At 73.0% G+C, this 23,275-nt stretch carries 19 protein-coding genes and 3 tRNA genes; 8 read left to right on the plus strand and 14 right to left on the minus strand.

Annotated features, from left to right (window positions below; all coding sequences use genetic code 11):
- Positions 1–54 precede the first annotated feature (54 nt).
- On the minus strand, positions 55–1,020 hold the full coding sequence (locus ACFV18_RS15125; protein ID WP_380483197.1) for a 1-aminocyclopropane-1-carboxylate deaminase/D-cysteine desulfhydrase: 966 nt from the start codon (positions 1,018–1,020) through the stop codon (positions 55–57).
- Positions 1,021–1,367: 347 nt separating this feature from the next.
- The gene (locus tag ACFV18_RS15130) at positions 1,368–1,820 is read right to left on the minus strand and encodes a carboxymuconolactone decarboxylase family protein (RefSeq protein ID WP_380483199.1); all 453 of its coding nucleotides are present in this window, start codon (positions 1,818–1,820) and stop codon (positions 1,368–1,370) included.
- 46 nt (positions 1,821–1,866) lie between these two features.
- Between ACFV18_RS15130 and ACFV18_RS15135 the strand changes: the two genes are divergently transcribed.
- Complete coding sequence (locus ACFV18_RS15135; RefSeq protein ID WP_380483201.1) at positions 1,867–3,348, plus strand: PLP-dependent aminotransferase family protein; 1,482 nt, start codon at positions 1,867–1,869, stop codon at positions 3,346–3,348.
- A gap of 41 nt (positions 3,349–3,389) precedes the next feature.
- Here ACFV18_RS15135 and ACFV18_RS15140 read toward each other — a convergent pair whose 3' ends face one another.
- Together ACFV18_RS15140 and ACFV18_RS15145 are read right to left on the minus strand one after the other, a co-directional pair.
- Positions 3,390–4,016 carry an ankyrin repeat domain-containing protein gene (locus tag ACFV18_RS15140; RefSeq protein ID WP_380483202.1) on the minus strand — a complete coding sequence of 209 codons (627 nt, stop codon included), beginning with the start codon at positions 4,014–4,016 and terminating at the stop codon, positions 3,390–3,392.
- A gap of 451 nt (positions 4,017–4,467) precedes the next feature.
- Positions 4,468–4,541, minus strand: a tRNA-Ile gene (locus tag ACFV18_RS15145).
- Between the two features lie 730 nt (positions 4,542–5,271).
- Between ACFV18_RS15145 and ACFV18_RS15150 the strand changes: the two genes are divergently transcribed.
- A complete protein-coding gene (locus ACFV18_RS15150; RefSeq protein WP_380483204.1) occupies positions 5,272–6,030 on the plus strand; it encodes a trypsin-like serine peptidase in 759 nt (252 codons plus the stop codon).
- 120 nt (positions 6,031–6,150) lie between these two features.
- On the opposite strand, the gene ACFV18_RS15155 is transcribed toward ACFV18_RS15150, so the two are convergent.
- Positions 6,151–6,223 (minus strand) — tRNA-Asn (locus ACFV18_RS15155).
- A 5-nt stretch (positions 6,224–6,228) separates the two neighbouring features.
- A tRNA-Asn gene (locus ACFV18_RS15160) sits at positions 6,229–6,301 on the minus strand.
- Positions 6,302–6,623: 322 nt separating this feature from the next.
- On the opposite strand from ACFV18_RS15160, the gene ACFV18_RS15165 reads away from it, so the two are divergent.
- The 3 genes from ACFV18_RS15165 to ACFV18_RS15175 all read left to right on the plus strand — a co-directional run bounded on the left by ACFV18_RS15165 (position 6,624) and on the right by ACFV18_RS15175 (position 10,012).
- On the plus strand, positions 6,624–6,896 hold the full coding sequence (locus tag ACFV18_RS15165) for a hypothetical protein (protein WP_380483206.1): 273 nt from the start codon (positions 6,624–6,626) through the stop codon (positions 6,894–6,896).
- Positions 6,897–7,060: 164 nt separating this feature from the next.
- A complete protein-coding gene (locus ACFV18_RS15170; protein ID WP_380483208.1) occupies positions 7,061–8,500 on the plus strand; it encodes an FGGY family carbohydrate kinase in 1,440 nt (479 codons plus the stop codon).
- A 99-nt stretch (positions 8,501–8,599) separates the two neighbouring features.
- The gene (locus ACFV18_RS15175; RefSeq protein WP_380483210.1) at positions 8,600–10,012 is read left to right on the plus strand and encodes a glutamate decarboxylase; all 1,413 of its coding nucleotides are present in this window, start codon (positions 8,600–8,602) and stop codon (positions 10,010–10,012) included.
- 19 nt (positions 10,013–10,031) lie between these two features.
- Here ACFV18_RS15175 and ACFV18_RS15180 read toward each other — a convergent pair whose 3' ends face one another.
- From ACFV18_RS15180 to ACFV18_RS15190, 3 genes are all read right to left on the minus strand, one after another.
- Positions 10,032–11,210, minus strand: coding sequence for a sigma-70 family RNA polymerase sigma factor (locus ACFV18_RS15180; protein WP_380483212.1), 1,179 nt, complete (start codon positions 11,208–11,210; stop codon positions 10,032–10,034).
- A gap of 188 nt (positions 11,211–11,398) precedes the next feature.
- Complete coding sequence (dnaG, locus tag ACFV18_RS15185) at positions 11,399–13,309, minus strand: DNA primase (protein WP_380483213.1); 1,911 nt, start codon at positions 13,307–13,309, stop codon at positions 11,399–11,401.
- A 76-nt stretch (positions 13,310–13,385) separates the two neighbouring features.
- Complete coding sequence (locus ACFV18_RS15190; RefSeq protein WP_380483214.1) at positions 13,386–14,660, minus strand: deoxyguanosinetriphosphate triphosphohydrolase; 1,275 nt, start codon at positions 14,658–14,660, stop codon at positions 13,386–13,388.
- Positions 14,661–14,797: 137 nt separating this feature from the next.
- Between ACFV18_RS15190 and ACFV18_RS15195 the strand changes: the two genes are divergently transcribed.
- Both ACFV18_RS15195 and ACFV18_RS15200 read left to right on the plus strand, forming a co-directional pair.
- Positions 14,798–15,421: a helix-turn-helix domain-containing protein gene (locus ACFV18_RS15195; protein WP_380483215.1), complete on the plus strand. Its 624-nt coding sequence runs from the start codon at positions 14,798–14,800 to the stop codon at positions 15,419–15,421.
- On the plus strand, positions 15,418–16,806 hold the full coding sequence (locus ACFV18_RS15200; RefSeq protein WP_380483217.1) for an MFS transporter: 1,389 nt from the start codon (positions 15,418–15,420) through the stop codon (positions 16,804–16,806). Before ACFV18_RS15195 ends, ACFV18_RS15200 begins: the two co-directional genes overlap by 4 nt.
- 60 nt (positions 16,807–16,866) lie before the next feature.
- Here the strand turns inward: ACFV18_RS15200 and ACFV18_RS15205 are convergent, their stop codons facing one another.
- The 3 genes from ACFV18_RS15205 to ACFV18_RS15215 all read right to left on the minus strand — a co-directional run bounded on the left by ACFV18_RS15205 (position 16,867) and on the right by ACFV18_RS15215 (position 20,734).
- Entirely contained in the window at positions 16,867–18,618 is a 1,752-nt protein-coding gene (locus ACFV18_RS15205) for a hypothetical protein (RefSeq protein ID WP_380483219.1), read from the minus strand.
- A gap of 232 nt (positions 18,619–18,850) precedes the next feature.
- Complete coding sequence (locus ACFV18_RS15210; RefSeq protein ID WP_380483221.1) at positions 18,851–19,651, minus strand: SGNH/GDSL hydrolase family protein; 801 nt, start codon at positions 19,649–19,651, stop codon at positions 18,851–18,853.
- 141 nt (positions 19,652–19,792) lie between these two features.
- The gene (locus tag ACFV18_RS15215) at positions 19,793–20,734 is read right to left on the minus strand and encodes a PAC2 family protein (protein ID WP_380483223.1); all 942 of its coding nucleotides are present in this window, start codon (positions 20,732–20,734) and stop codon (positions 19,793–19,795) included.
- 651 nt (positions 20,735–21,385) lie between these two features.
- On the opposite strand from ACFV18_RS15215, the gene ACFV18_RS15220 reads away from it, so the two are divergent.
- Positions 21,386–22,135, plus strand: coding sequence for a GNAT family N-acetyltransferase (locus ACFV18_RS15220; protein WP_380483224.1), 750 nt, complete (start codon positions 21,386–21,388; stop codon positions 22,133–22,135).
- 223 nt (positions 22,136–22,358) lie between these two features.
- On the opposite strand, the gene ACFV18_RS15225 is transcribed toward ACFV18_RS15220, so the two are convergent.
- Positions 22,359–22,691 (minus strand): transcriptional regulator, encoded by a 333-nt coding sequence (locus ACFV18_RS15225; RefSeq protein WP_380483226.1) that lies wholly within the window; start codon positions 22,689–22,691, stop codon positions 22,359–22,361.
- Positions 22,688–23,248 carry a hypothetical protein gene (locus tag ACFV18_RS15230; protein WP_380483228.1) on the minus strand — a complete coding sequence of 187 codons (561 nt, stop codon included), beginning with the start codon at positions 23,246–23,248 and terminating at the stop codon, positions 22,688–22,690. Before ACFV18_RS15230 ends, ACFV18_RS15225 begins: the two co-directional genes overlap by 4 nt.
- Between the last annotated feature and the right edge of the window lie 27 nt (positions 23,249–23,275).

Below are 23,275 nucleotides of genomic sequence, written 5' to 3' on the forward strand. Positions count from 1 at the left end.
CCCCGGCCGCCGGCCGCCGGGCCCGAAAGCCCGCCCCCGTGCCCGGCTCCCGCGCTACGCCTCCGGGGGCGGGGGCGGGGGCGCGGGCGCGGGCGCGGCCTGGGGCGGGGTCTGGAGCACGGCCGGGTCCGGGTCCGGGTCCGGAAGGCCGGTCACCACCAGGGTGACCCGACGGTCCGCCAACTCGCCCGCTCGGGCCAGGCCGTACACCGCGGAGAGTGCCTTCGCCACATAGCGACGCTCCACCGGAACCCCGTGCCGGCTCTCGAACCCGGCGGCGAATCGCTCCAACTCCTGCGGCACCCGGCCGTACCCACCGCCGTGCCAGCCGTGCTCCAGCCGCCAGTTGTCGAACTCCCACCCATACGCGGCGAGTTGCAACGCCGCCACCTCGCGCTCCAGGTAACCCTCGCCGCGCAGCACCGCCACGCCGAGCGCCTGCGCACCCGGCGGCAGGCCGGCGGCGATCCCGGCCAGCGTCCCACCCGTGCCGACCGCGCAGCAGACCACGTCCCGGGCGCCCAAGCCAGGCAGTTGGTCGGCCAGTTCCGCGGCCACCACTGCGGCCCCGCGCACCGCCGCCGCGTTCGACCCGCCCTCGGGCAGCACGAAGTGCCCTGCCCGCCGCTCCTGCCGCCCGGAGGCGATCTCCCGGTAGACGGAACGCTCGACGAACTCCAGCACCATCCCGTCCCGTTCGGCCCGGGCCAGCGACCAGTTCCGCGGCATCCCCGCCAGCTCGGCCCCGCGAATCACCCCGACGCTCGCCAACCCGAGCGCCCGCGCCGCCGCGGCCACCGCCCGCACGTGCGTGGAGTACGCCCCGCCGTAGGTGAGCAATGCCCGGCAGCCGTCCGCAACCGCCCGCTCCAGGTTCGGCGCGAGCTTGCGCCACTTGTTGCCAGGCACCGTCGGATGCGCCAGGTCGTCCCGCTTCAGCCACAGCTCGACCCCTGCGGCAGCGAGCTCCGGATCGTCGACCACCGTCAACGGCGTGGGCAGGTCAGCGGGCATGAGCATCCACTCACCCTAGCCGGGGCCCGGGCGCGAGGACCGGGGCCGGAAGCCCAGGCCCGGGGCCCGGGCACGAGGACCGGGGCCGGAAGCCCAGGCCCGGGGCCCGGGGGCCCGAAAGCCCAGGCCGGGAGGCCGGGGGCCCGGGAGGCCCGAAAGCCCGGGCATGGGCCTGGGGGGCGGGCCCCGGCGTGGGCGGGCCCGGGGGCAGGGAGGCCGGGGGCCAGGAGGCCCGGAAGCCCGGACAGAAGCCCGGACATGGGGGGTGGGGTCCCAGGCGTGGGCTGGCCCCGGGCCCCGGGGGCCGGCGGGCGTCCGTCGGTCCCTGGCCGTCCTGCCGCGCAGGCGTCCTGTCAGAGCGTGCCGGGCGTCTTGCGGGTGGTGACGTTCATCCGGTTCCACGCGTTGGCCGTGAACACCAGGGCGATCAGCTGCGCCATTTCGCGCTCCTCGAAGTGCTTCGCCGCTTCCTCGTACACCTCGTCCGAGACGCCGGAGGGCAGCAGCGTGACCGCCTCCGCGAGGGCCAGCGCCGCCCGCTCCTTCTCGGTGAACAGGCTGGACTCCTCCCACGCCGTCAGCTGATAGATCCGCTCCTCGCTCTCCCCGGCCTTCCGGGCGTCCACGGTGTGGTACCCGATGCAGTACGCGCACTTGTTGACCTGCGCGACCCGGATCTGCACCAGCTCCAGCAACTCCGGGTCCAGCCCCTCGCGGGCGGCCGCGTCGAGGGCCAGGACGGCCTTGAACACCTTGGGGGCGACGGCGGAGAAGTTCATGCGCTGCGGTACCTGAAACGTTGTCATGACTCAACCGTAGGGCGCCGATCGACCGGGGATAGGGTGCATTTCCGTGGCAGAAGCATGGGTCAATTCCTCGGTCGGATCCCCCTCCGAATCCCCGGTCGAGTCGTCGGCCGACTTCCCGTCCGTCGCACCCGCCGGGCCGCTCGGCACCGACCTGTTCCTGGAGCTCTCCGGCCGCGGCAGTCGACGTGCCCAACTGATGCAGGCGTTGCGCGAGGCCGTCGACTCCGGGCGGCTCGCCCCCGGCACCCGCCTGCCCCCGTACCGCAGCCTCGCCCGTGACCTGGGCATCGCCCGCAACACGGTGGCGGACGCGTACGCCGAACTCGTCGCCGAGGGGCGGCTGTCGGCCCGCCAGGGCTCCGGTACCCGGGTCGCCCACCGGGCCGCACCGCTGCCCACCGGCCGGGACGCCCTCGTTCGCCGGACGGCCGCCCGGCCGGTCGTCCACGACCTGATGCCGTCCTCGCCCGACGCCTCGACGTTTCCGCGCGCCGACTGGCTGGCCTCCGCCCGCCGGGCCGTCTCCGCCGCGCCCAACGACGCCTTCGGTGTCGGCGACCCGCGCGGGCGGCCCGAACTGCGTACCGCACTGGCCGAGTACCTGGCCCGCTCCCGCGGCGTCCGCACCGACCCCGACCGGATCGTGGTCTGCGCCGGCTTCGCCCACGCCTTGCGCCTGCTGGGCGGCATCCTGGACGGGCCCGTCGCGGTCGAGGCGTACGGTCTGGCCTTCCACCGCGGCCTGCTGACGGAGGCGGGCCGCCGCACCCTCCCGATCGGCGTCGACCGGGCCGGGGCCCGCACCGCCGAGCTGGCCGCCACCGACGCACGGGCCGCCTTGCTCACGCCCGCCCACCAGTTCCCCACCGGCGGTCCGCTGCACGCCGAGCGCCGAGCCCTGGCGGTCGACTGGGCCCGCGCGCACGGCGGACTGCTGCTGGAGGACGACTACGACGGCGAGTTCCGCTACGACCGCCAGCCGATCGGCGCCGTCCAGGGCCTCGACCCCGAGCACGTGGTCTACCTCGGCTCCACCAGCAAGAGCCTCTCCCCCGCGCTGCGGCTCGGCTGGATGGTGCTGCCCGCTGCGCTGGTCGAGCCGGTGCTCGCCGCCAAGGGCGCCCGCGAGCTGACCTCCGGGGTGATCGACCAACTCACCCTGGCCGACTTCCTCGCCCACGGTGCCTACGACCGCCACCTGCGCCGGATGCGCCGCCGCTACCGCCACCGCCGCGACCTGATGGTCCGCACTCTGGCCGACCGCACCCCGGACATCCGGGTCAGCGGCATCGCCGCCGGGCTGCACGCCGTCCTCGAACTCCCCGAACACACCGAGCCGTTGGCCCTCGGCACCGCTCGCCGACTCGGCCTGGCCCTGGAGGGGCTGCGTGCCTACCGCCACCCCGACAGCACCATGCCACTCCTCGACGGCCTGGTGATCGGCTACGCCACCCCGCCCGACCACGCCTTCCCTGCCGCTCTGGACGCCCTCTGCCAGGCCCTCACCGCACTCCCCCGCGGATGATCGGCGGGCAGGAAGCGGTGCGGTGTGCCATCGACGAACGATCACGAGGTTTCTCCCTTCCACGAATCGGATGTGGCTGCGCGCAGCAGGGCGGCGATGCCGTTGAAGCCGCGACGCTCGGCGTGCTGGAGCGCCGTCACGCCGTCGGCGTCGGCAAGCTGCGGGTCGGCGCCCGCTGCGAGCAGCAGGCGGACGATCTCGGTGTGCGGACGGCCGCCGTCGCCGAGGATCACGGCCTCCAGCAGGGCCGTCCACCCCAGGCGGTTGACGTGATCGACATCGAGGTCGGTCTCCGCCAACACCGCCTGCACGTAGGCGACATGGCCGCGCTCGGCGGCCGGTATCAGGCTGACGCCGCCGAACCGGTTGGTCAGCCCGACATCCGGCCCGGCGACCAGCAGGGCCCGCATCATGGCGACACTGCCGGTGACGCCGGTGACCAGCCATGGGCTGTCCTCCCGATCGTCCTGCGCATCCGGATCCGCTCCCACCGCGACCAGGAACTCGGCGACGGCCACCTGGTCGGCGAGCGCGGCCGTCAGCAGCGCCGTCCGCCCCTGCGGATCGCGCGCCTCCAGATTCGCGCCGGCGGCCAGGGCGGCCCTGACGGCGGCGAGGTCGCCGGTGTGGGCAGCACCGAGCAGACGCTGGTCGATTGCGGTCGTCATCACGGTCCTCCTGAGGGACGGCAGATACAGCACGGAATGCCTCGACAGACACGGTGTGGGGGCGAAAACCCGGTCCACCTGATATTTGCCCCGTCCCCCACCTCGATTCGTCGGCGAACCGGCCAGTGCTGGCGAGCTTTTCGGCTGACTCCGGCATCATCCGATCGGTCGATGCGCGACCGGAGCGGGAAGAACGCCAGCGGCTCCGCAGGCCGCCGGGAGGAAGCACCGGGCCGGGCCGAGGGTTGGCCGAGCACAGATCAGGAGGGGTCGCCCTACCGGGCGAAAGCTGTGCAGACGCCGTACAACGGCCGCGCAATGTCCCCCGAAGGGTGAATCTCGGCGTGGGAGCAGGCCGTCCAACGCACCGGTGCTCTACAGTTTCCGTGGCAGCCTGGGCGTTTCACCTGGTCAAGGGCCCCACCGACTGACGGTCGGTCAGCGGCCGAGGTAGGGCGGGTGGGACTCGAACCCACGACCAAGGGATTATGAGTCCCCTGCTCTAACCGGCTGAGCTACCGCCCCCCGACTCGACCCGCCGGGGCCGACACGCGGCCCGGCAGCAGTAGACGGCCCCTCAGGGACGCCCCCGGCAGCATAGCCGGTCGGTCACCCCTGGTGCGCGCCGGGGGCGCATCCGGGTCCGCCCGCTCCCGACCCTTCCGCGCCGCCCATTCGTGGCCCCGGTCGCACCCGTCCGGTGGACACTCCGACGAGTAGACAGCAGCGGAGAGGCGGCGGCACCACGCCGCGCGTGACGCATGATCATCGGGTCGGCGGCGGGCGGGAGCGGGCACCCTCGCCCCGCCGAGCACGGCCGGAACCGGGGCCGGCCACGAACGGCACTCGGCAGGCGCGCTCGGGCGCCCCGTGCCATCGGCTGCCACTGAACAGCCGGGTGGGGCGGTGTTCGCGCACGCCCTGGACGGCGACCGCTTCCGCACCATCTACGCTGTCGGCATCCCCGAAACCCGATCGCAACGACGGCGCCTCGCATGGTCGGCTCCGCCATGACACCTCCCGCACGGATCTGGCGTTCGCGAGAGCCACCACGTCAATGACGCCCCGCCAGGCGCCCGGCGGCCCGGTCACGCCCTGCCGTCGCGTTCCACGCGCGGGCGTCCCAGCGTTCCTGGCACCCAGTCGGGCGGCCCGCCGCCGAGGCGGTTGCCGGTGTCGTGCGGCCCCTGGTAGATCTTGCTGCATCCTCCGCCCGGCACCCCCGGGCGGGCCCGTCGAGCGGAAGCGAGTGACGGTGCCGCGCACCTCTCCCCGAACCGGCAGCGGCCCGGCCGCCGCGGCCTGTGCGCTGCTGCTCCTGCTGGGGGCGGCCGCGACCGGCTGCGATTCCGCCGGGCCGGACCGCGACCGTCCGACCGCCCGGCCCGCCCCCGCTGGTCCGCTGGGCAACCGGATCGGGCCGTTGTTCGTGGACGACATCGACGGCATGCGGGCGTGCACAGCCGCCGTGGTGCACAGCCGGAGCCACAACCTGCTGATCACCGCCGCCCACTGCGCGGCCCCGCACGGCATCCCGCTGGACGGCCTGGTATTCGCGCCCGGCTACCGCGACCAGCGCGCCCCGTACGGGAGTTGGCCGGTCAACGCGGTGCTGGTGGACCCGCGCTGGGGGCCGGACGAGAACGAAGGGTACGACGTGGCGTTCCTCACCCTCGACGCGGTGCACGGCCGACAGATCGAGGACGTGATGGGCGCCTACACCCTCGCCACCGGGCTCGGCTTCGGGCTGAACGTCACCGTCACCGGCTACCCCAACAATGCCGTGTCCCCGATTACCTGCGAGGGCCTCACCACCTCGCGCAGCAACACCCAGCAGCGCTTCGACTGCTCCGGATTCACCGACGGCACCAGCGGCAGCCCCTGGGTGACCGAGCAGGGTCAGGTGGTCGGTGTCATAGGGGGTTACCAGCAGGGCGGGAACAGCCCGGAGGTCTCCTACAGCGTCGCGTTCGGCGACCGCCTCGCCGACCTCTACCGGCAGGCCGGCGGCTGATCACCCCCAGGGTCACCGGGCGCGCCCCCGGGGCCCTGGGAAGCGCGGGAAAACACGAAAGCCCCTCGGTATCACCGAAGGGCCTTCGCTCTGTACTGATCACCGTGAAATCCGGTGAAGCTCCCCCAATTGGACTCGAACCAATAACCTGCCGATTAACAGTCGGCTGCTCTGCCAATTGAGCTATGGGGGACCGCGCTCCTCCAATTGGACTCGAACCAATAACCTGCCGATTAACAGTCGGCTGCTCTGCCAATTGAGCTATGGAGGATCGTGCTTCCGCCTCGCCCACCCCGGTCTCCGGATCTCCCCGGGGCCCACGGTGCTCGCTGCGGGACATACATTAGCGCACTCAGGGGGGTGTTCCGCCAATCGCTTTCGGCAGCGGCCTCCCCCACCTCGGCCGCGGGCCGGTCCGGCGTGGCCCGCGCGCGCCGCACGGTGCGGACGGGGATGCTGGTGCACGGTGGCTCCGGCTGGCCCGGACCCGCCACCGGCAGGGCGGTTCACGGCCCGGCCGGACGGGTAGACGCGGCACACAATCGCGCGGCGACGAAGGGTGGAACCAGGGCATGTGGAAGGTGTCGTTGATCGTGGGCATCGGGATCGGGTACGTCCTCGGTACCCGGGCCGGGCGGGAACGGTACGACCAGCTGGCCGGTGCGGCCCGCCAGCTGCGGGAGAACCCGCGGGTGCAGGAAGCGGCCGGGAAGGCCAAGCAGCAGGCGGGCGCGGTGGCCGGGAAGGCCGCCGGGGCGGTGGCCGACAAGGTCGGGGAGAAGCTGCCGAACGCGCTGACCGAACGCGTCCCGTACTTCGCGAAGCACCAGGGCGAGGACGACGGCTGGGGCACCGTCCGCCCCTGAGCATCCTGATCACGTCGTCCTGATCGCAGTGAACGTCTCCGGCCGGCACGGAACGCCTCCGACCAGGCACGGAGGGTCGGCGGTGGGGCTGGTTCCGGTACCGACTGGGCAACACTTGCGGCAGTCGGGCCCGCCCCGGCCGCCGACTGCGGCATGATCTCGGCATGGCCATCGTCGCGGGCATCGACAGCTCCACCACTCGCACCCGGATCGTCGCGTGCGACGCCGACACCGGCGCCGTGCTGCGGCAGGGCCGGGCCCCCCATCCGCTGCCCGAGGGCGATGACGCCCGCTCCACCGAGGTCGATCCGCAGACCTGGCTGCACTCGCTCGGCGACGCCGCCGCCGGGGGCCTGCTGGAGGGCGTCCGGGCGATCGGGGTGTCCGCCCAGCAGCACGGGCTGATCGGCCTGGACGCCGGCGGCGTGCTGGTGCGGCCCGCGCTGCTGTGGAACGACCCCCGCTCGGCGGGCTCGGCGGCCGCGCTGCTGGACGCGCTCGGCGGGGCGGAGCCCTGGGTGGAGGCGATCGGCGCGGTGCCGGGCCCCACGTACACCATCGCCAAGCTGCGCTGGCTGGCCGAATTCGAGCCGGTGTCGGCGCAGCGGATCGCCGAGGTGCTGCTGCCGCACGACTGGCTGGTCTCCCAGTTGCTGGGCGGTGCCCGGCGGCGCACCACGGACCGCGGCGACGCCTCCGGCACCGGCTACTGGTCGCCGATCACCGGCGAGTACCGGCAGGACCTGATCAAACTGGCGTTCGGCCACGAGCTGAAGGTCCCGGACGTGCTCGGCCCGGCCGAGCCCGCCGGGCACACCCCCGAGGGGCTGCTGATCTCGGCCGGCACCGGCGAGAACATGGCGGCCTCGCTGGGCCTCGGGCTGGGCCCGGGCGACGCGGTGGTGTCGCTGGGCGGCAACGGCACGATCTTCGCGGTGCACGACCGGGCGGTGGTCGACCCCTCCGGCCTGGTGTCCTCGTTCGCGGACGCCACCGGCCGGCACCTGCCGATGGTGGCGACGCTGAACGCCGCGCAGGTGCTGCGCTCCACGGCCGCGATGCTCGGCACCGACCTGGAGGGTCTGTCGGAGCTGGCCCTGCAGTCCTCGCCGGGCGCGTACGGGATGGTCTTCCTGCCCTACCTGGACGGCGAGCGCACCCCGAAGCTGCCGCAGGCGGCGGGCACCCTGACCGGGCTGCGGGCCGAGTCGATGGCGCCGCAGCACGTGGCGCGGGCCGCCGTCGAAGGCATGCTGTGCAACCTGGCCGAGGCGCTGGACGTGCTGCGCGGGCACGGCGTCGCGGTGAACCGGGTGTTCCTGCTGGGGACGGCCGGCCGGTTGCCCGCCGTGCAGCAGATAGCCCCGCTGGTGTTCGGGCTGCCCGTGGTGGTGCCGCCGCGCGGCGACCACGCGGCGCGCGGCGCGGCCCGCCAGGCCGCCTGGGCGCTCGCCGGGACGGCCGAGCCCCCGCACTGGGAACTGCCGGACGTCACCCTGCTCAACCCCGATCAGGAGCACGACCTGGCGGTCGGCAACGCGGTGCGCCAGCAGTACGCGGCGGTGCGCGAGCAGTTCCACCCGGAGACCGCCGCGACTTCCTGACGGACCGTCCGCACCAGCCCGTCGGAGCGTCGCTGAGGATGCGTCAGGCCCGATGGGGTGGCAACGTTGGGGGCTCCACGACTGGAGGGACGGTTCGTCATGGCATTGCACAAGGGGCAGGGACACGAGCACGACGACCGTCGGCTGCCGTTCAGTCCGCTGCACGTACTGACCGACCCGCTGGGCGCGATGCAAGTGGCCCCGCCGCTGCACCAGCTGCCCAAGATCCCGATCCCGCCTTCCGTCGCGTACCAGCTGATCCACGACGAACTGATGCTGGACGGCAACGCCAAGCTCAACCTGGCGACCTTCGTCACCACGCAGATGGACGAGTACGCGGACCGGCTGATGGGCGAGTGCCGCGACAAGAACATGATCGACAAGGACGAGTACCCGCAGACCGCGGAACTGGAGCGGCGCTGCGTGGCGATCCTCGCCGATCTGTGGCACGCACCCGATCCCGGTGCGGCGGTGGGCTGCTCCACCACCGGCTCCAGCGAGGCCTGCATGCTCGCCGGAATGGCGCTCAAGCGGCGCTGGATGCGCCGCAACGCCGACCGGTACGCGGCCGGGGCGCGGCCCAACCTGGTGATGGGCGTCAACGTGCAGGTCTGCTGGGAGAAGTTCTGCAACTTCTGGGAGGTCGAGGCGCGGCTGGTCCCGATGGAGGGCGACCGCTTCCACCTGACCGCCGATCAGGCCGTGGCGCACTGCGACGAGAACACCATCGGCGTGGTCGGCATCCTCGGCTCCACCTTCGACGGCTCGTACGAGCCGATCGCCGAGATCTGCGCCGCGCTGGACGGCCTCCAGCAGCGCACCGGGCTCGACATCCCGGTGCACGTGGACGCCGCGTCCGGCGGCATGGTCGCGCCGTTCCTCGACCCGGACCTGAGGTGGGACTTCCGGCTTCCCCGGGTGGCCTCGATCAACACGAGCGGTCACAAGTACGGACTGGTGTACCCCGGGGTCGGCTGGGCGCTGTGGCGGGACGGCGAGGCGCTACCCGAGGAGTTGGTGTTCAAGGTCAACTACCTGGGCGGCGACATGCCGACCTTCGCACTGAACTTCTCCCGGCCGGGCTCGGAGGTGGTCGCCCAGTACTACACCTTCCTGCGGCTCGGGCGCGCCGGGTTCCACGCGGTGCAGCAGGCCTGCCGGGACGTCGCCGAGTACCTGGCCGGGCAGATCGAGAAGCTCGGCCCGTTCCGGCTGATCACCCGGGGCGACCAGCTGCCGGTGTTCGCCTTCACCACGAACGGGGACGCCCCGTTCGACGTCTTCGACGTGTCCCGGCGACTGCGCGAACGCGGCTGGCAGGTCCCCGCGTACACCTTCCCGGAGGGACGGACCGATCTGGCGGTGCTGCGCGTGGTGTGCCGCAACGGGTTCACCCGGGACCTGGCGGACCTGCTGCTCAGCGACCTGCGGCGGCTGCTGCCCGAGCTGGAGCGCCAGCCCGCGCCGCTCAGCGAGCTGGGCATGCCGCAGCGCAGCGGGTTCCACCACTGACGGACCGCCGGGAGTCCGGTCAGTCCAGGTAGCCGCGGAGCTGGTCGGCGGAGGCGTGCTCGCGAAGTTTGCGGAGGGTCTTCGCCTCGATCTGCCGGATCCGCTCCCTGGTCACGCCGAACAGGTGGCCGATCTCCTCCAGGGTGCGGGGGCGGCCGTCGTCGAGGCCGTAGCGGAGCTGGACCACCTGGCGTTCGCGTTCGCCGAGGATGGCCAGCACCGCCTCCAGGTGCTCGCGCAGCAGCAGGAAGGCCGCGCTCTCCGGCGGCGAGGCGGCGTCGGCGTCCTCGATCAGGTCGCCGAGGGCCACGTCGTCCTCCTCGCCGACCGGGGTGTGCAGCGAGACCGGTTCCTGGGCCAGCTTGAGGATCTCCCGGACCCGCTCCGGCGGCAGTTGGAGCACCAGCCCGACCTCGGCGGCGGTCGGCTCCACGCCCCGCTCCTGCAGCAAGGCGCGCTGCACCCGCAGCACCCGGTTGATCAGCTCGACCACGTGCACCGGCACCCGGATGGTGCGGGCCTGGTCGGCGAGGGCGCGGCTCATCGCCTGACGTATCCACCAGGTCGCGTAGGTGGAGAACTTGTAGCCGCGGGCGTAGTCGAACTTCTCCACCGCCCGGATCAGCCCGAGGTTGCCCTCCTGGACCAGGTCGAGCAGGGTCAGGCCGCGGCCGACGTAGCGCTTGGCGACCGAGACCACCAGCCGCAGGTTGGCCTCGATCAGGCGGCGCTTGGCGATCCGGCCGAGCACGACCAGCCGGTCCAGGTCGTCGGTGAGCCGCTCGTCCCCGCCCGGGGTGGTGCGGTCGAGCGCCTCCTCGGCGAACAGTCCGGCCTCGATCTGGCAGGCCAGCTCGACCTCCTCGGCGGCCGTCAGCAGCCGGATCCGGCCGATCTCGCGCAGGTACTGCCGCAGCAGGTCGGCGGCCGGGCCGGCGCCCTCGTCCAGGGCGGCTTCCGGGGGCTCGTCGGCGAGGTCCTCGGCGGTGGGCTCGGTGTCGGGCTCCTGCGCGGCCTCGGTCTCACGGGCGCTTTCGGCCCCGGGGACGGGCTCGGTCTCGGCTCCGGAATTCGTCGGCCCGGGCTGTGGCTCGCTGGTGGGGAGTTGCGGGCCGGCCGGGCCGGGCCGGCGTGGGATCGCGGTGTCCCGGGCGGGGGCGGTCCGGTGCGGGCGGGCGACTGAGAGCTCCACGGGCATCCCTCCAGGGGCCGCGCGCGGCCTGGGGGTGCCGCGCCACACCGGAGGGGATACCCAGCCCGGCGGGCCCGGGCACCTGCGGGCGGCCGCGAGCCGGGCGAACGGCACCCGGCGCACGCACCGATGCCCCCGGGCGGGCGGGGGTGAGAGGGGTCCCGGGTGGTCGGGCGACGGCCAGAAGGTGGCGGTCAGAGGGCGGCGGCGCCGCGGGAACGCAGCTGCTGGCCGTACTGCTGCAGCGCCCACAACTCGCTCTGCACCGGGTGCAGTTCCTCGGCGGTGGCACGGTCGCCCAGCCGCCGCAGGTGGGCGCGCACCTCGTCGACCCGCCGGTCCACGGCCTGCAGGCGGAGCTTGACCAGGAACTCCCCCGCATACACCTCGTCGGCCTTGCGGCGGGAGCGGATCGGCTCCACGGTCAGTTCGGTGACCAGGCCGCGGACCTGGTCGTCCGGGCTGGCCTCGCGAACGGTGGCGGTGAAGTCCGGCAGGCTTGCGCCGTACGCGGCGCCGCCGGCCTGGCCGATGGCGCGCCGGACGGCCCGGTACGGCGGGGTGGGGAACTCGTCCTCGCCGTACTGGTCGAAGGCCGGGCTGACCAGGTCGGGGTGCTGGAGGGCGAGTTTGAGCAGCTCGCGCTCGACGAACTGCGCCGGGTCGCGCGGGTTGAGCCGGAACACCGGGCGCTCCGGACGGGTCGGCTGCTGTCCGGTGGGCTCGGGGCGGTGCAGCGGCCGGCGCTGGCCGTTCTGCTGGTTCTCCCGCTGCCAGCGGGCGAGTTGGGAGATCCGGCGGACCACGAACTGCTCGTCCAGGATGCCGACCATGCCGGCCAGCTGGACGGCGTACTCGTGCTGGATCGAGCGGTCCTTGATCTTGACGATGATGCCGGCGGCCTCTTCGAGCGCGGCGGCGCGGCCCTCCGCGGTGTCCACCCGGTGCCGGGCGACCGCCGAGCGGAGCGCGAACTCGAACAGCGGGACGGGGTTCTCGACCAGGCTGCGGACCGCCTCGTCGCCCTGGGCGAGGCGCAGCTCGCACGGGTCCATTCCGCCCGGGGTGATGGCGATGGAGGTGCGGGCGGCGAACTTCTGGTCGTCCTCGAAGGCGCGCAGGGCGGCCTTCTGCCCGGCGGCATCACCGTCGAAGGTGAAGACCGTCTCACCGCGGTAGGTGGAGGTGTCCATCAGCAGCCGACGGATGATCTTGATGTGGTCCTCGCCGAACGCGGTGCCGCAGGTGGCCACCGCCGTGGTGACGCCCGCCAGGTGACAGGCCATCACATCGGTGTAGCCCTCGACCACCACCGCCCGGCCGGACTTGGCGATCTCCTTGCGGGCCAGGTCGATGCCGTACAGGACGTTCGACTTCTTGTAGATCGGCGTCTCGGGGGTGTTCAGGTACTTCGGACCGTTGTCGTCCTCGCGCAGCCGGCGGGCGCCGAAGCCGACCACGTCGCCCGAGCTGTCCCTGATCGGCCAGACCAGGCGGCCCCGGAAGCGGTCGATCAGGCCGCCGCGCTGCCCCTGCGAGGCCAGGCCGCCGACCGAGATCTCCTTGTCGGTGAAGCCGCGGCCGCGCAGGAACCGCACCAGGTGCTCCCAGCCGACCGGGGCGTAGCCCACCCCGAAGTGCTTGGCGGCGGCCTCGTCGAAGCCGCGCTCGGCGAGGAAACGACGGCCGATCTCCGCCTCGGGGGTGGCCAGCTGCTCCTGGAACCAGGCGGCGGCGACCTTGTGCGCCTCGATCAGCCTGGTCCGCTCGCCCTGCTGGTGTCGGGGGCTGTAGCCACCCTCCTCGTAGCGCAGGGTGATGCCCGCCTGGGCGGCCATCCGCTCGACCGCCTCCGCGAACGAGCAGTGCTCGATCTTCATCAGGAAGGTGATCGTGTCGCCGGACTCACCGCAGCCGAAGCAGTGGAAGACACCCTTGCCCGGGTGCACGTAGAACGACGCGGACTTCTCGTCGTGGAACGGGCACACGCCCTTCAGCTGGGCGCCGCCGCCGTTGGCCAACTGCACGTAGTCGCCGACCACGGCGTCGATCGGCAGGGCGGCACGCACCGCCTGCACATCCTCGTCCCTGATCCTCCCGGCCACTGGGAAAGTCTACGGGAGCGCTCGGACGAACCGGCCGCCCGAAGCGGTCGTCCGAAGCGCTCGTTCGGGGCCGGGCTCAGCCGGTCAGCTTGGCGTGCAGGGCCAAGGCGGACGCGTCGGTCAGGGTGGCGATCTGGTCGATCACGGTGCGCAGCGCGGCGCGGTCGTCCTCGGCCTCCGTGTACTGGGCGGCGAACACCGGGTCCAGCCCGTCCGGGGCGGTGCGCAGCAGGGCGTCGGCGAGTTCGGCGATCACCACGCGCTGGCGGGAGCGCAGCTGGGCCTGCTCGTCGCGCTGCATCACGTACCGGACGGCGACCGCCTTGAGTACCGCGCACTCCAACCGGATCTCGCGCGGGACGACCAGCTCGGCGGCGTACCGGGTGAGCGGGCCGGGGCCGTAGCGGGCCCGGGTGGCCTGCTCGGCGGCCAGGCAGAACCGGCCGATCAGCTGGCTGGTGAGGTCCTTGAGGCCGGCCCGGGCGCGGGCGGTGCCGTCGTACGAGGTGGGCCACCAGTCCTCGGACTGCAGGCGGTCGAGGGCCGCGCCGAACTCCTCCGGCCCGGTCTGCGGAGCGAACCGCTCGGCGGCCTTGAACAGCTCGGCCCGCTCCTGCGGGGCGCGCAGTGCCGCCGGGTCGATGTGGCCGGCCTGCAGGCCGTCCTCCACGTCGTGGGTGGAGTACGCGACGTCGTCGGACCAGTCCATCACGGTGGCCTCGAAGCACCGGCGGCCGTCCGGCGCGCCGGTGCGCATCCAGCGGAAGACCGGCAGGTCGTCGCCGTACACGCCGTACTTGGTGGAGGCGCGGTCTGTGGGGTGGCCGCCGCGCGCCCACGGGTACTTGGTGGCGGCGTCCAGCGCGGCCCGGGTCAGGTTGAGGCCGACGCTGCGCCCGGGCCACGGGGAGAGCCGGACCTCGGGCTCGTCGAGCGGGGCGAAGCGCTTGGGCTCCAGCCTGGTCAGGATGCGCAGCGACTGGGCGTTGCCCTCGAACCCCCCGCAGGCCGCGGCGGCCTGGTCGAGCGCCTCCTCGCCGGTGTGGCCGAACGGCGGGTGGCCGATGTCGTGGGCCAGGCAGGCGGTCTCCACCAGATCCGGATCGCAGCCGAGCGCCGCGCCCAGCTCCCGGCCGACCTGCGCGCACTCCAGCGAGTGGGTGAGCCGGGTACGCGGGAAGTCGCTGCGCATCGGCGCGACCACCTGGGTCGTCCCGGCCAGGCGGCGCAGCGCGGCCGAGTGCAGCACCCGGGCGCGGTCACGCTGGAAGGCTGTGCGGCCGGGCCGCTTGTCGGGCTCGGGCACCCAGCGGGCCTCGGACTGCGGATCGTACGGAGTGGTGGTCTTCATATGTCAGTCACCGTACGCCGGGTGACGGACATTCGGACCGGCGCCGCGCGAACACCGGGCGCCGCCAAGGCAAATTGCAGAGACTTCTCTGCAAAGGGGTCTATGCAGAGAAGTCTCTGCACTCTAGTGTTGCCGTCATGAACGAGCACCGCCCCGAAAAACACCCCGCCACCCCCGCGCCGAAGGACGAGCCCCCGCGACGCCGACTCGACGCCAACAGCCTGCGCGGACTGGCCCATCCGCTGCGGATGCAGTTGCTGGACGAGCTCCGGTTGCACGGCCCCTCGACGTCCGCGCGGCTCGCCGAGCGCACCGGCGAGTCCACCGGCACCATCAGCTGGCACCTGCGGCACCTCGCGGAACACGGGTTCATCGAGGAGGAGACCGGCCGCGGCACCAAGCGGGAGCGCTGGTGGCGCGCCGTGCGCGGCGCGATCACGCTGACTGCCACCGACTTCGAGCAGGACCCCGGCGCCAAGGCGGCGGTCTCCGTCTACCAGGCGGAGAACCTGCGCCGTCAGTACCAGCGGGTCGCGGACTCGCTGGCCGCCGAGTGGGAGGGCGACTGGCGCAACGCGGGCCTCGTGAGCGACTGGAGCAATCTCCGCCTGACGCCCGCCCAGCTTCAGGCCCTCGGCGACGAACTGGCCGCCGTCGTCGCCCGTCACACCCCCGACCGGGACGCCGCCCTCGACCCCGAGGCGCGACCGGCCATCGTCCAGATCCAGGTACTGCCCCGAAAGGAACCCGACCGGCCATGACCTCGACCGCCTCCACCGAGTCCCACCCAGCCGAGCCGGTCGCGGAGCCGGTCGCTGCCGGGTCCTGTCGCCCGGGGTCCGCCTTAGCCGACCCGACCGACCGCCGCCGCGTCGGGCTGCTGCGGCGCCACCGCGACTTCCGGCTGCTGTGGATCGGCGAGACCGCCAACAAGTACGGCTCCGCCGTCACCGGCCTGGCCCTGCCGCTGATCGCGGTCAGCACCCTGCACGCCAGCACCTTCCAGGTCGGCCTGCTCGGCGCGGCGGGCTGGCTGCCCTGGTTGCTGATCGGCCTGCCCGCCGGGGTGTGGGTGGACCGGCTGCGCGCCCGCCCGATCATGCTCACCGCGACCGCCGTCTCGCTGGTCCTGTACGCCACCGTCCCGCTGGCCGCCGTCGCCGGGGCGCTCACCCTGTGGCACCTGCTGGCCGTGGCGCTGCTCGCCGGGGCCGCCGGGGTGTTCTTCCAAACCGCGTACACCGCGTACCTGCCGCAGCTGCTCGACCCTGCGGACCAGCCCGAGGGCAACGCCAAACTGCACGGCAGCGCCTCCGCGGCGGGCATCGCCGGACTCGGCAGCGGCGGCCTGATCGCCCAGCTCGCCGGACCGGTCAACGGACTGCTCGCCAACACCGCGACGTTCCTGCTCTCGCTCTGGTGCACCGCCCGGATCGGCCACCGCGAGACCGGTCGCGCCGACCGGCCGCGCCGGGCGCTGCGCAAGGAGATCGGCGAAGGACTGCGGCTCCTCGGCTCCGACGTCTGGTTCCGTACCTTCGCCCTGTTCGGCGCCACCTCCAACCTGGTGCTGACGGGCTACCAGTCCCTGCTGGTGGTCTTCCTGATCCGCGAGGTCGGCATCGCCGAGGGCACCGTCGGCCTGCTGGTCGGTCTGGCCTCCACCGGCGGCATCGTCGGTGCGGCCTTCGCCCGCCGGGTCGCCGCCCGGCTCGGCACCTCCCGCGCCATGCTGATACTCGAACTCGTCCTGCCCGCCCTGACCGTCCTCATCCCGCTCACCGGTCGGGGCCTCGGACTGGGCTGGTACCTGATCGGCGGCTTCGGCGCCTCCGCAGGCGTCGTCGCGGGCAACGTCATCAAGTCGACCTTCCAGCAGCGCTACTGCCCGCCGGAACTGCTCGGTCGGCTCTCCGCCAGCAGCGCGGTGCTCAACTTCGGCTCCATCCCGCTCGGCGCCGTACTGGCCGGCTTCCTCGGCACCCAGCTGGGCGTGCGCCCCGCGATGTGGCTGATGACCATCGGCGTACCGCTGGCAGCGCTGATCCTCTGGTGCTCCCCGATGCGCCGCGTCCGCGAACTGCCCACCGAGCGCCGACCGCTGGACACCGCCGACCGGCCCGCAACACCCGCCTGCGCGGGCTGACCTTCCCTCACCTCCCCGCATCTCCTCGCAGCGACCTGACGGATCGACGGTGGCAGCTGGTCAGTTCTTTGCCCGACCGGAAGCGGTCGGTTGACGGGGGATACGCGCGCGGCGGGTGGTCGGCGCGGGTGCCGTGGGCGCGACCGGCGCGACCTCGGGACGGGGGCTGCCGGTCTCCCCCGGAAGCTGCCCCCGCTGGATGGGCACCGCCGGCACGGCAGGCCCGGCGGGCGTGGCGGGCGTGGCGGGCCCGGCGGGCGTGGCGGGCAGCGCCTGCGGGTTCCGCCCGCTGCACCGCCGGGCGGCTTCCCCTTCGGCCCCGTCCTCCTGCTGGCGCAGCATCATCGCCTCACCGTGTGCCAACGGCACCCCCGCCTCCTCGGCCCGCCGGTACCACTCCAGGGCGCGCTCGGTCTGACGGCGATCGGCCAGCATGCGGGCGGCCGCCAGCAGGGCGTCCCGGTCGCCTACGTCGGCGGCCCTCGCGTACCAGTCGAGTGCCTCCTCGATCCGGCCCCGGTACTCCAGCATCTCGGCCGCTTCCGAGACGGCCTGCCGGTCTCCGGCGTCGGCGAACCTCTGCACCCACTCGATGGCCGCGTCCGTATTCACGGAGCCGGACAGCATCCGGGACGCCTCACGCAACCTGGCCTGTACGGATCGCTCCGCCAAGCTCTGCAGCAGGTTCGCTTCGAAGTACCGGCCGCCGTCCTTCAACAGTTCCACCGCATCGAGCAACCGCGCGGCGCTCGCCTCGGCGTCTTCGGCCGGAGCGGGGAGCGGGTGGGTGCGGGGGTGGGAACGAGGCCGGTCGGAGGCCGTGGCCGACCGTCGGTCGAGCTGCTCCACCACGCGGACCGCCTCGGGCAGTACCCGCCTGTCGCCCGCCCTGGCGGCGGCGCGGTACCAGCTGACGGACCCCTGCCACCGGCCGAGTTCACCCAGCAGTCGGCCGAGTTCACGCATCGCGTAGGTGTCGCCCCGCTTGGCGGCGAGCTCGTACCAGTGCACCGCCCGGTCCCGGTCGCCGTTCCGTTCCAGCATGTCGGCCGCCTGGAACAGTGCCGCCTCGCTACCTGCCTCGGCAGACTGGCGGTACCAGTTCAGCGCCCCGGCCAGGTCACCCTCCCGCTCGCACTGTTCGCCGCGCTCGCGCAGCGCCTGATGGTCGCCGATGTTCGCGTACCAGGGCAGAACGCTGTACTGACCGTGTCCGGCGAACAGCGCTGCGGTCTCGTGCCGGGCCGTCTCGTCGCCGTCGGACGCGGCCCGTTCGTAGCAGGCGGCCGCCTCGTTGATCCGGCCCGCCGTCTCCCATACGTCTGCTGCCTCGTGCACCGTGGTGACCCCCTGTTCCCACGCGCGTTCCCACCAGGCGATCGCCTGGTCCGTTCTCCCGGTCGCCGCAAAGATTCCGGCGCGGGCTGCGGGTGCCTCGGGATGGCCGTCGGCCGCCGACCGGGCGTCCGGTGCCGCCTTCCGCCCGGATTGGCCCGGCCTCATCGCGCCCGAACTGTGCTGGGCCCGGTCGGCGTCCCGCAGGGCGGCCCAGTAGCGGGCCTGCCGTACCGGGCGGCCGGCGGCACGGGCCAACTCCCCTGCCACGATGGTCAGCCGGTCGATCTCGCGGGGCACGGAACGCCCGGACAGCCACCCGTTGAGGGTGGACGGGCCGATCCCGCCCAGCCGGGCCAGGTGTTTCTGAGTGATCGTCCGACCTCCGGCCCGGCGGGCCGCCTCCCAGAGCAGGAGCAGTTCGCGCAGCACCGCGGAGTGGGCGGCACGTCCCCTCACCCGCACGTCAACTGCCATGCCAGCTCCCCGGCCGGACTCGGAGCGGATCTTCGAATCCGTCCCTCTGCGTGCAGGGTACGCATTCCGACACCCCGTCGTACCGAGTTCTTCGGGAATCACCTGCGGGATCGGCGATCCTGCCCCCACTCAGGCCTGTGACCTGCTATGGGACCTTCGGGCCGCCTCACGATTCGGTGAGCAGTGGGCGCGTGCACGAAACGCGCGCCCGGTCGGTCCGCCGAGCAACTGGTCAGTGCCGCTGCTGCAGAGACGTCAGGACGGCATCAGCCATGCCCTGTTGGCCCTGCGCGTTCGGATGGATCGGGGCCAGACCGCCCGCCGCACCTAGGGGTTCGATCCAGCGGGTGCCCTCCGCCTCGCACATGTCGTGGCCGGTGGACGAGGCATAGGTGTCGACGAAGGTCACTCCGGCCGCCTCGGCCCGTTGGCGGAGCATGGCATTCAGCTGCTGCTCCTGCTCGGTGACGAATCCGATGTCGGCGGCCGCGATCCCGTCCCCCAGGGTCTTGGCGCACCGGGCCGGGTCCTGCGGCAGCAGCGCCGGATAGCCGATCAGGAGGACCTTGGCCTGCGGCGCCCGCCGCTTGACCTCGCCGAGGGCGGTCGTGAGCCGCTCGCCGGTGTCCTGTACCTTCCGCTGGACCTCGCCGCGCCCGCCGCCGGTGGTGTAGTAGCTGCGGCAGGGGGCGTCGCTACCGCCGCCGATCAGGCTGTGCCGGACGTTCTCCAGTGCGCAGCGGCCCAGGACGTCGAGGAATCCGGCATCGTTCCCGCCCACGCCGAGCGTGACCAGGCGGGTCGTCGGGCCGAGAGCGTCCAGCTGTGGCGGGTTGACCCCGTTGTCGGTCTTCTGGGCGGCCGTCAGGTCTCCGGTCCGTGCGCCGCTGCAGCTGACGTCCGTGAAGTCCGGCAGGCCGAGCTGCCGGGCCACCAGGGAGGGGTAGTTGACGCCGGACCGGCCGCAGCCCAGCGGCGAGCCGCCCTGCGGGGGGATTCGCAGGCCGGAGGTGTAGGAATCCCCGAGTGCCACGTACGGCCCGGTGATGGGCTCGGCGGAAGGGCTGGGGGACGCTGCCCGGCCGAGGCCGGGTTTTGGGGAGGTCTCGGCGGCACTGCACGCTGCGGTGCTGATCAGCACCGCCGTGGTGGCGGCCAGTAGGCGGCGGCGCACCTACTCCGCGCCGCGCTCGTGCTCGGCGAGGAACTCCTCGAAGCGGCGGCCGAGCTCGTCGGCCGAGGGCAGGTCGGTGGTCTCGGCCAGCAGGCTCTCGCGATCGACCGCGCCGGAGACCGCGTCGTACTGGCTCTCCATGCCCTGGATCGCGGAGCGCAGCTCGCCGTCGCCCTGGGAGAGTTGGTCCTCGATCTCGGCGTAGACCTCGTTGACCCGCGCGCGCAGTTCACTGCCGGGCATGACCAGGCCGGTCGCGGACTGCACGGCCTCCAGGATCACCACTGCGGCGGCCGGGTAGGCGGAGCGGGCGATGTAGTGGGGGACGTGCGCGGCGAACCCGAGCACGTCGTGGCCGGACTCGGCGAGCCGGTACTCGACCAACGCCTGTGCGCTGCCCGGGACCTGCGCCTGGTCGAACCACTTGGGGTGGCCGGCCGCCAGGTCGACGCGGTTGCCGTGCGGGGTGAGGCTGACCGGCCGGGTGTGCGGCACACCCATCGGGATGCCGTGGAAGGAGACAGCCAGGCGGATCTCGAACCGCTCCACCAAATCCCGTACGGCGGCGGCGAACAGTTCCCACTCGGTGTCCGGCTCCGGGCCGGTGAGCACCAGGAACGGCGCGCCGACGGAGTCGCGCACCAACTGGAGGAGAATCTCCGGCGGGTCGTAGTCCGTCCAGCTCTCCTGGTCGAAGGTCATTGCGGGGCGACGGGCCCGGTAGTCGACCAGCCGGTCGTGGTCGAACCTGGCGACCACCTGCGGCGAACCATGTTCCAGCAGGTGCGCCACCACCTGGCCTCCGGCCTCGCCGGCGTCCATGAAGCCCTCGAAGTGGTACAGCAGCACCAGGCCGGTACCGGCCTCCGCGGCGGCGCGGGCCGCCGCCAGGGCGGTCACGCCCTGCGGTTCCAGCTCGTACAGCTCCTTGGGATCACGCACAGCGCACCCAGCCCCGTTCCGTCTCGTCGTCTCGGAATGTTTTCGGATCTGATCTGTCCAGCGTGCGACGGCCCGCCGGAATTCCCGTCCACGCGCGAGTCTTCACCCCGTCTCGGGAATCCTCTCACCTCCCGGCAAAGCCGCTGGTCATGGACGTGGCGAGCGGGCCGAGCGGTAATATGACGGGGCGTCTCGGCGTGCCGAAAGGACCCGCGCGCCCTCGTTGGCGCGCCGCGAAGTGACGCACCGCCTTCTGGCGGGTATCGTCCTCTCGCTGCCTCGCATCGTCGCGTCGTCGCGCCACGCCGTCTGTCACGTCGTGGGCCACGCCCCGGTCCGTTGCGCTGCCAGCCATCCATTGCGCACCTTGCCTTCACCTGGCCGCCTGCTTCGCTTCGTGATCTCGTTTCTCTCTCGGCCATCTCGCGGACGCACACTGTCCCGTCGCTCATCCCGCCGGATCGGTCCGTCGACCCGTGTCCGTACCGGCACCGCGCTGCCCGCCTCCGGGCTGCCGACCCGCCGCACGCCCGAGCCTCTGGCGTAGCGCACCCGGGCGGCCGCTGTCCGGGGCCGGGGCGAACGACCACTGCCCACGCGCCGCGAACCCGGCACGCGGGCCCCGACGACAGCCGAAGGACCGAAGGATCCGTGCCCGTACCCGTCACCCTCTACGGCCGCACCGTGCGGCTGGAGCCCCTCGCCGAGCACCACGCCGCGGCCCTGGCCGAGGCCGGCGCTGAGGACCGTACGACCTACGCCTTCACCCCTGTCCCGCACGGCTTGGAAGCCGCCCGGGAGTACATCGCGCGCGCCCTCGCCGACCAGGCGGCGGGCCGGTCGATGCCGTACGCCACCGTGAGTACGGCCGACAATCGGGTCGTGGGCTCGACCCGATTCCTGGAACTGGACTACTGGCAGGGGCCGCTGATCTGGCCGCCCGTACCCGGAATCCCGTACGGCGATCCGCTGGAGGCGGTGCCGGACGCCGCGGAGATCGGGAACACCTGGCTGTCCCCGCGGGCGCAGGGCACCGGCATCAATACGGAGGCGAAGCTGCTGATGCTGCGGCATGCCTTCGAGGTCTGGGGCGTGCAGCGGATCTCGCTGCGTGCCGATGCCCGCAACGCCCGCTCCCGGATCGCCATCGAGCGGCTGGGGGCCACCTCCGAGGGGATCCGCCGGGCGCACTCGCGCGGTCTGGACGGCGTGGTCAGGTCGACCGCGTTCTACTCGATCCTGGACGAGGAGTGGCCGGCCGTCCGCGACATCATCGAGCTGCGGATTGCCGCGGCGACCTCGCCCAGTGCGCCGGATCCGGCGCCGCTCAACCAGGAGTGCCTTAGACACGGCGGCCCCCTGGCCGGCGAGCCTGTGAGCTCGCTGCTCCCGGCCGCCTGAGACGGCCTTCCGGCTCCCGCTCCGGCGGGAGCCGGCCCGTCCCGGGGTGGGGGTACGGCGGGGTCGGCCCCCGTACACCCACCCCGCACGGTTTTCTGCCGCGATGGGGGCTTCGACGCTCTGTCCAGTTGTCAAGGAGCGTGGGCCTCACGTGCGTTGGCTCCACCTCCGCTCCTGGGTGTGATCCTTCCGACACTTCACCAGGCCTGACCCGCCCGTCGTCTCAGCCCTCGCTCAAGCCGCCCTCGGTGTCGGACTCCGAGCCGGCCGCCTCGGCGGCGGCGGCCAACTGCTGGAGTGCGGCAAGGTGGGCGGCCAGCACGGCCCGGCCCTGCCGGGTCGCGGAGAGCCAGGTGCGCGGTCGCTTGCCCACGTAGCCCTTGCGGGCCCGCAGATAGCCGGTCGATTCCAGGCTCGCCGCGGTTTTGCTGAGCACCGAGTCCGAGACCTGGCAGTAGTCGCGGACCACGGAGAACTCCGCCTCCTGGCACCCGCTGAGGAAGGCCAGGACGGTGAGCTTGGTCGGCTGATGGAGGGCTGGGTCGAGCCCGTTCACTGCGCGCTGCTCATGCTCTGCTCCTTGACGTGACGGTTGATCAGAGCGATGCCGGCCCACAGTGTCAGCCCGCCGCCCGCACCGGCGGCCGCCCCGGTCCAGCCCGAGTCTCCGGTGGCCAGCCAGCCGACGAGGCCGGACAGTGCCGCCGCCACGACGACCGCGCCGAGCGCCCGAAGGGCGTGCGGCGGGAGCCCGCGTTCGACGAGCCCAGCGACGCCACGAGCACGGGTGGCCGCCCGCACTATCGCGGCCTGCACCAGCACCAGCCCGAGCGGGCACAGCAGTATCAGCCACTGCGCCTGCTGCTCGAAGGACCTCCCCAACGCCGCCCCGTAGGCAGCGAACGAGAGCCCCACGCCTGGCCCGTACCACCAGGGCAGCGGCAGCGGCCGTCGCGCGGCAGCCTCGGCCCGCCCGGCAAGGACGAGGGCCTCGGCAGGCGTGAGGGTGTCTCCGGGCGGCAGCCCTTCGAGCTCTCCGTGTGTGAACTGCTTGTCCTCGGTCATCGAACCCCCGGGCAGCGTGACATCGGATCCGGCCTGCTGCCGGATCAAGTACTGCCACCCTGGCACATACTTTCC

The organism is Kitasatospora sp. NPDC059673, from assembly GCF_042734215.1.
Classification (GTDB): Bacteria; Actinomycetota; Actinomycetes; order Streptomycetales; family Streptomycetaceae; genus Kitasatospora.